General features: G+C 74.9%; 5 protein-coding genes. 3 read left to right on the plus strand and 2 right to left on the minus strand.

Going from position 1 to position 7,499, the window contains the following annotated elements:
- Nucleotides 1-94 precede the first annotated feature (94 nt).
- Together AC507J_RS07650 and AC507J_RS07655 are read right to left on the minus strand one after the other, a co-directional pair.
- The gene (locus tag AC507J_RS07650) at nt 95-1,741 is read right to left on the minus strand and encodes a PP2C family protein-serine/threonine phosphatase (RefSeq protein WP_496288359.1); all 1,647 of its coding nucleotides are present in this window, start codon (nt 1,739-1,741) and stop codon (nt 95-97) included.
- A gap of 159 nt (nt 1,742-1,900) precedes the next feature.
- Nucleotides 1,901-3,160 (minus strand): ROK family protein, encoded by a 1,260-nt coding sequence (locus AC507J_RS07655; RefSeq protein ID WP_496288360.1) that lies wholly within the window; start codon nt 3,158-3,160, stop codon nt 1,901-1,903.
- Between the two features lie 49 nt (nt 3,161-3,209).
- On the opposite strand from AC507J_RS07655, the gene xylA reads away from it, so the two are divergent.
- From xylA to AC507J_RS07670, 3 genes are all read left to right on the plus strand, one after another.
- A complete protein-coding gene (gene xylA / locus AC507J_RS07660; protein WP_496288361.1) occupies nt 3,210-4,397 on the plus strand; it encodes a xylose isomerase in 1,188 nt (395 codons plus the stop codon).
- A 10-nt stretch (nt 4,398-4,407) separates the two neighbouring features.
- Nucleotides 4,408-5,853 (plus strand): xylulokinase, encoded by a 1,446-nt coding sequence (xylB, locus tag AC507J_RS07665; RefSeq protein WP_496288362.1) that lies wholly within the window; start codon nt 4,408-4,410, stop codon nt 5,851-5,853.
- A gap of 87 nt (nt 5,854-5,940) precedes the next feature.
- Complete coding sequence (locus AC507J_RS07670) at nt 5,941-7,383, plus strand: MFS transporter (RefSeq protein WP_496288363.1); 1,443 nt, start codon at nt 5,941-5,943, stop codon at nt 7,381-7,383.
- Nucleotides 7,384-7,499: the final 116 nt, after the last annotated feature.

Here is a 7,499-nt window from a genome sequence, read left to right on the forward strand (position 1 = left end):
GCGCCCCACGGCCCGCCGGCCCGGAACCGCACCGCGACGGGTAATCAGGCCGTACGCGAGGGGTGACCAGGCCGCACGCGACGGGTGACCGGGTTCAGGCGCGGGTCGGGGCCACCGCCAGCATCGCGACGTCGTCGTGCCGATGCCCGCCGCACCACTCGTCGAGCAGGTGGAGGATCCGGTCGACCAGGGCGGTCGGGCGCAGCCCGGCGGCTTCGCTGAGCGCCTGGTGCAGGCGTCGCTCGCCTAACATCTCCGTGCCCTGCGGCCCGCCCCACGCCTCGGTGACGCCGTCGGTGTGCGCGAAGAGCACGTCGTCCCCGGAGAGCCGCAGCGCGGCCTCGGTGAACCGGGCCGCGGGCACCGCCCCCACCGGCATGCCGCCCACCCGCACCGGAGTCACCGTGCCGTCGCCGCCGAGCACGACGGGGGCCGGGTGGCCACCGCCGGCGACCCGGACCCGCAACCCGCCGGCCGGCTCCGGGTGCAGCGTGCCGAGGAGCAGGGTGGCGAACTGGCTGCGCCGGGTGGCACCCGGCATGTTCAACAGTGCCCGGTCGAGCAGTTCCAGCAGTTCCCGTGGGCGTTGCTCGACCAGCCGCAGCGTCTGCAACGACTGACGGACCCGCCCGGTGAGCACAGCTGCGGCCACCCCCTTGCCGGCGACGTCGCCGAGGGCGAAGAGCGCGCCGCCGGTGGTCGGGAGGACGTCGTAGAAATCGCCGCCGATGCGCAGGCTGTCACCGGCCGCGCGGTAGCCACCGGCGAGGTCCAGGCCGGTGAGCCGGGGCAACTGCGGCGGTAGCAGGCTGGTCTGCAACACCCGGGTCAGCTGGGCCTGCTCGTCGTACAGCTCGGCGAGGGTGAGCGCGGCACCGGCCCGGGCGGCGAACTCGCGGGCCAGCTCGACGTCGCGCGGCTCGAAGCTGGCGCGCCGCAGCAGCACCAGGGCCCCGGCCACGCGTCCGGCGCCGGGCATCGGGCTGACCAGCAGCGTCGCGGCCGGGTCGAAGCCCGCCGGGAGGACGGCCAGGCCGTCGCGCGCCCCCGTCGGCCACGGCACCGCAGGAGTGGCCGCCCCGCCGAGCGCCTCGGCGAGCCCGGGTACGGCGGTGGTGAGCGTCCAGTCGGCGACGCCCTCCACCGGCTCCGGCTCCTGGTCGGTGTGGCGGATCCAGTGCGGCCGGTGGTCGCTGGGCAGCACCGGCAGGTGCACGATCAGGGCGAGGTCGGCCAGGAACGGCACGGGCAGCGTCACGGCGGCCCGCAGGGCCTGGGCCCGGTGCAGCGCCAATCCGAGCCGGTGGCCCGCGCGGGCCAGGAAGGCGGTGCGCCGCCGCTCGGCCAGCAGCGCCTCGACGCGGCCGTGTTCGTCGGTGACGTCGCGCACGTACCAGGCCGAGCCGCCGCCGGAGAGCGTACGGCGTACGCCGCGCAGCCGCCGCTGGCGGTGTTCGCCCTCGAAGGCGCCGGCCCCGTCGACGACCGCCGCCGCCAGGGCGGAGACCGGACAGGAGGTCAGATCGGTGCCGGCGGTGAGTTCGGGGAGCAACTCCGCGGCCGGCGCGTTGCGCAGTACGACCAACCCGGCGTCGTCGGTGGTCAGCACCGCCTCGGCGAGCCCGTCGAGAAGTTCCCGCGCCAGGACGGCGTCGACGGGCGGCGTGGAACGGGGCGGCCGGACACCCGTCCGCCCGCTGCCGGTGAGCCCGGCGACCGCGCCCTCCCGGGTGCTGGTCACCGGCGGTCGCCGTGCGCCCTGCGCTGTCGGCCTGTGCGCATGCCGGTGCTGCACTCCTCGAAGTCGACGGTTGATTGCTCCCGGGCAAGAGTACCGAGGCGTTTCAGGGCACGCCCGCCGAGCCGGAGCCGCCCGGCTGGGAACCGGACCCGGGGGCCGTCAGGCTCGGGCTAGCCAGCCGGCGGGGCGCGCGATGATCCGGCGTACCACCGATCCGGCCGCGCCGACCACGGCGGCCGTGGCGCCCAGGGTGGCCGGCCGGACGGTGACCGGCGACCAGGCCGCCGTAAGCACCCGGCGGTCGATCTCGGCGAGCATCGGTGGGCGTAGCCACGGGGTGAGCGGGGCGTACCCGCCGCCGAGGACCACGGTGTCGAGGTCCAGCAGGTTGACCACGCTGGCCGCGGTGACGCCGAGCGCCGTACCGGCCTCGTGCAGCGCGTCCAGCACGGCGACCGCGCCGGCCTCGGCGAGCTCGACCAGTCGGGTCGGCGCGGTGTCCGCCGGGAGGTCGGCGCCGACCAGCCCGGCTGCCGAGAGGATCGCCTCCTGCCCGGCGTAGCGTTCGAGGCAACCCCGGCCGCCGCAGCGGCAGGGCGGGCCGTCGGGGCGGACCGGGATGTGGCCGATCTCGCCGCTCCAGCCGCGGCTGCCCCGGTAGAGGGCCCCGTCGAGGACGATCCCGGCCCCGATGCCGACCTCACCGGAGATGTGCAGGAAACTGCCCGGCCCGGCGCCCGCGTGCAGCTCGGCCAGGGCGGCGAGGTTGGCCTCGTTCTCCACCACCAGGGCGGGCACGCCATCGACGGACTCGGTAAGCGGTGGATGGCCGGCGAGTAGTTCCGGCACGGGCACGTCCCGCCAGCCCAGGTTCGGCGCGAGCCGGACCTGACCGGCCGCGTCGACCAACCCGGGTACCCCGAGGGCGGCACCGGCCAGGATGAGGCCCTGCGCGTCGGCTGCGGCGCGGGCACCGGCGGCGAGCCGGGCCAGCCGGCCGAGCGCGTCGGCCGCGCTGACGGGCCGCAGGTCGGCCCGGTGCACCACGTGGTGCCGCACCGTGCCGGCCAGGTCGACGACGCAGGCGGCCAGGTAGTCGACGTTGATCTCCAGGCCGAGCCCGGCCGGGCCGTCACCGGCGAGCACCAGCCCACGGGCCGGCCGGCCGGCGCCGGCGCGGGGTGTCGGCTCCGCCTCGGTGACCAGCCGGCCGGCCACGAGATCCTCCACCACGGCCGAGACCGTCGCCCGGGTCAGGCCGGTCTCGGTGGCCAGCGCGGCCCGGGACGGCGGGCGCGACGCGGCGGCGATCCGGCCGAGCACGAGGGCGAGGTTCAGCTCGCGCAGGCTGCCCTGCCGCACTGCGCCGGCCGGGGCTGCGGTTGCGTTCACCCCTTGACAGTGCCACATCGCAGCCATTTAATTCAACCACTGAACAAATAGCGGACGACACCACCGGAGGTCTGCCATGGCACCCCGTCCCACCCCTGCCGACAAGTTCTCCTTCGGGCTCTGGACGGTCGGCTGGCAGGGCCGAGACCCGTTCGGTCACGCCACCCGCCCGGCGTTGGACCCGGTGGAGTCGGTGCACCGGCTCGCCGAACTGGGCGCGTACGGTGTCACGTTCCACGACGACGACCTGATTCCCTTCGGCGCCGACGCGGCCACCCGCGACGCCCAGATCGCCCGGTTCCGCAAGGCGCTCGACGAGACCGGCCTGGTGGTGCCGATGGTCACCACCGACCTCTTCCAGCAGCCGGTCTTCAAGGACGGCGGCTTCACCAGCAACGACCGCGACGTGCGGCGGTACGCGCTGCGCAAGGTGCTGCGCAACGTCGACCTCGCCGCCGAACTGGGTGCCAAGACCTTCGTCATGTGGGGCGGCCGGGAGGGTGCCGAGTACGACCTCTCCAAGGACGTGCAGGCCGCGCTGGAGCGCTACCGCGAGGCGGTGGACCTGCTCTGCCAGTACGTCATCGACCGCGGCTACGACCTGCGCTTCGCGCTGGAGCCGAAGCCGAACGAGCCGCGCGGCGACATCCTGCTGCCCACCGTCGGGCACGCGCTGGCCTTCATCTCCACCCTCGCCCACCCGGAGCGGGTCGGCGTGAACCCGGAGGTCGGCCACGAGCAGATGGCCGGGTTGAACTTCGCCCACGGCATCGCCCAGGCGCTCTGGCAGGGCAAGCTGTTCCACATCGACCTCAACGGCCAGCGCGGCATCAAGTACGACCAGGACCTGGTCTTCGGCCACGGTGACCTGCTCAACGCGTTCGCCCTGGTCGACCTGCTGGAGCACGGCGCACCGGGCGGTGGCCCGGCGTACGAGGGGCCGCGGCACTTCGACTACAAGCCGTCCCGGACCGAGGACATCGACGGAGTCTGGGTCTCGGCGGCGGCGAACATGCGTACCTACCTGCTGCTCAAGGAGCGCGCCGCGGCGTTCCGGGCCGACCCGGAGGTGGCCGAGGCGCTGGCCGCGAGCAAGGTGGCCGAGCTGGGCGTGCCGACCCTGGGCGACGGCGAGGGCTACAGTGAGCTGCTCGCCGACACCGCCGCGTTCGAGAACTTCGACGTCGAGGCGACCGCCGCCAAGGGCTTCGGCTTCATCCGGCTCAACCAACTCGCCGTCGAGCACGTGCTCGGCGCGCGCTGAGGCGGTCGGCATGCCGCTCGTCGCCGGAGTGGACTCCTCCACCCAGTCCTGCAAGGTGGTCGTCCGGGACGCGGAGACCGGCGCCCTGGTCCGGCAGGGCCGGGCCCCGCACCCGGACGGCACCGAGGTCGACCCGGCGGCCTGGTGGTCCGCCCTCCGCACGGCGGTCGACGCCGCCGGTGGGCTGGCCGAGGTCGCCGCGGTCTCCGTCGCCGGCCAGCAGCACGGCATGGTCTGCCTGGACGAGGCGGGCGAGGTGGTCCGCCCGGCCCTGCTGTGGAACGACACCCGCTCCGCCGACGCCGCCGCCGACCTGGTGACGGAGGCCGGCGGTGGGAAGTACTGGGCCGACGCGGTGGGCAGCGTGCCGGTGGCCAGCTTCACCGTGACCAAGCTGCGCTGGCTGGCCCGACACGAGCCGGCGAACGCCGACCGGGTCGCCGCCGTCTGCCTGCCGCACGACTGGCTCACCTGGCGGCTGGCCGGCGCACCCGGGCTGGACGCGTTGCGTACCGACCGCAGCGACGCCAGCGGCACCGGTTACTGGTCGCCGGCCACCGGCGAGTACCGCTTCGACCTGCTGGAGCAGGCCTTCGGCCGGCGGCTGCGGGTGCCGGCGGTGCTCGGCCCAGCCGAGACCGCCGGCCACCTCGATCCGGCGGCCCTGGGCGTCGGTGGGGCGGCGGCCGGCCCGGGTGGGGCGCTGCTCGGCCCGGGCGCCGGTGACAACGCCGCCGCTGGCTTCGGCGTCGGCGCGCGCCCCGGCGACGTGGTGGTCTCGATCGGCACCTCCGGCACCGTCTTCAGCGTCGCGGACACACCCGCGGCCGACCCGAGCGGCATCGTCGCCGGCTTCGCCGACGTGACCGGCCGGTTCCTGCCGCTGGTCTGCACGCTGAACGCGGCGCGGGTGCTGGACGCCGCCGCCGGCCTGCTCCGGGTGGGACTGGACGAGCTGGCGGAGCTGGCCCTCTCCGCGCCGGCCGGCGCGGACGGGCTGGTCATGGTCCCGTACCTGGAGGGCGAGCGGACGCCGAACCGGCCGGACGCGACCGGCTCGGTGCACGGGCTGACCCTGCGTACCTCGACCCCGGCCCACCTGGCCCGGGCGGCGGTCGAGGGGATGCTCTGCGCGCTCGCCGACGGGCTGGACGCGCTGGCCGCCCAGGGCGCGACCGTCCGCCGGGTGATCCTGGTCGGTGGCGGGGCCCGCTCCGCCGCAGTACGCCGGATCGCGCCGCAGGTGTTCGGTTGCCCGGTGGTCGTCCCGCCGCCCGGCGAGTACGTCGCCGACGGTGCCGCCCGCCAGGCCGCCTGGCTCGCCCTCGGCGGGTCGGAGCCGCCGTCCTGGACACCGGCCGGCACCGAGGAGCACGCCGCCGCACCGGTGGCCGCCATCCGGGAGCGCTACGCGCAGGCCCGGGAACGCCACCTGGACCGGCCGACCCAGGGGTGAACCGGTGCCGGGCTCGACGCCGCGTCCGGCCGGGCGCGGCGTCGACCCGGTGATCGGCCTGTTATCCGGCCCTGGTTGGCTGCCCGCATGACCTTGAGCAGGGGCGGACCCGCGCGGGGATGGGGCGGGAATGCCGCGCACCGGTTCTACAGCGTCGTGGTGTTCGTGCTGCTCGCCTCGCTGGACAACGTGGCGATCGGTCTGGTGCCGCCGCTCTACGGCGCGATCGCCGAGTCCTTCGCGGTGCCGCAGCGCCTGCTCGGCCTGGTCACCGCGGTCAGCTTCCTGGTCAGCGCGGTGGCGGCGGTCGGCTGGGCGTACTTCGGTGACCGCACCAACCGCAAGCCGCTGCTCATGATCGGCACCCTGCTCTGGGCGGCCGGCACCGGCGGCAGCGGGCTCGCCGGCAACTATCCGACCTTCCTCGCCGCGCAGCTGCTGGCGGCGATCGGGCTGGGCGCGGTCGGCTCGGTCGGCTTCTCAGTGGTCACCGACCTGATCTCGCCCCGGCGGCGGGGACTGGTGATGAGCTTCTGGGGGCTCTCCCAGGGCGCCGGTACCCTGGCCGGCACGCTGGTCGGCGGGCTGCTCGGTGCGGTCGACTGGCGCCGGCCGTTCCTGCTGCTCACCGTCGTCGGCCTGGCCGCCACGGCGGCGTACCTGTTCACCTACGACATCCGGCGGGGCCAGAGCGAACCGGAACTGGCCGGCGCGCTGGCCACCGGTGCCGAGTACGACTACCGGATCAGCCGCGCCGACCTGCCCACCATCCTCGGCCGCCGGACCAACCGCTGGCTGATCCTGCAGGGCCTCACCGCGCAGGCCGCCTTCGGCTCGCTGGTCTGGCTGCCGGTGCTCTTCGCCGAGCGGGCCCGCGACCAGGGGTACTCATCGGCGACGGCGATCGTGGTGGGCAGCGTCTTCGCCACCCTGTTCCAGCTCGGCGGGGTGCTCTCCATCGTCGGCGGGCTGGTCGGCGACGCCCTGCAACGGCGTACGCCCTCGGGCCGGGCGCTGGTCGCGGCGATCGGCGTGCTCGCCGCGCTGCCGTTCTACCTGGTGCTCTTCTTCGTGCCGATCCGCATCGACGTGCCCGACGGCGCCGGCACCGGCGCGGTGGTACGGGCGGTACTGAGCAGCGTCTTCACCGAGCCCACCGTCGGGCTGAGCCTGCTCACCGCGCTGCTCGCACTGGCCCTGACCTCGGCCAACTCGCCGAACTGGTTCGCGTTGATCGCCGACGCGAATCCGCCCGAGCACCGGGGCACCGTCTACAGCCTGGGCAACCTGGTCAACGGGGTGGGCCGGGCGGCCGGCAACGGCCTGGTCGGGGTGGCCTTCCATGCCCTGCGGGCGGCCTTCCCGCCGCCGCTGAACTACGCGGTCGGGTTGGCCGCGTTCCAGCTCTTCTTCATCCCCACCGGCATCATGTACTGGCTGGCCGCCCGTACCTCGCCCAAGGACATCGCCGACGTGCAGCAGCTGCTCCACACCCGCGCCCAAACCGCCCAAGACGCGCAAGACGCGTAAGGCGCGCAAGGCGCGCAAGACGCGTAAGGCGCGCAAGGCGCGCAAGACGTGTAAGGCGTGTAAGGCGTGTAAGGAAGGGCCCCCTTTTAACGCCTGGTGTATAGCAGGGGCGCCCT

This window comes from Micromonospora sp. PRAS1, from assembly GCF_059553435.1.

What these genes read in the sequence shown, in the direction of transcription:
- AC507J_RS07655 (WP_496288360.1), bottom strand. Translation starts at nt 3,160, where the DNA reads ATGGCTGCGATGTGGCACTGTCAAGGGGTGAACGCAACCGCAGCCCCG.
- xylA (WP_496288361.1), top strand. Translation starts at nt 3,210, where the DNA reads ATGGCACCCCGTCCCACCCCTGCCGACAAGTTCTCCTTCGGGCTCTGG.
- xylB (WP_496288362.1), top strand. Translation starts at nt 4,408, where the DNA reads ATGCCGCTCGTCGCCGGAGTGGACTCCTCCACCCAGTCCTGCAAGGTG.
- AC507J_RS07670 (WP_496288363.1), top strand. Translation starts at nt 5,941, where the DNA reads ATGACCTTGAGCAGGGGCGGACCCGCGCGGGGATGGGGCGGGAATGCC.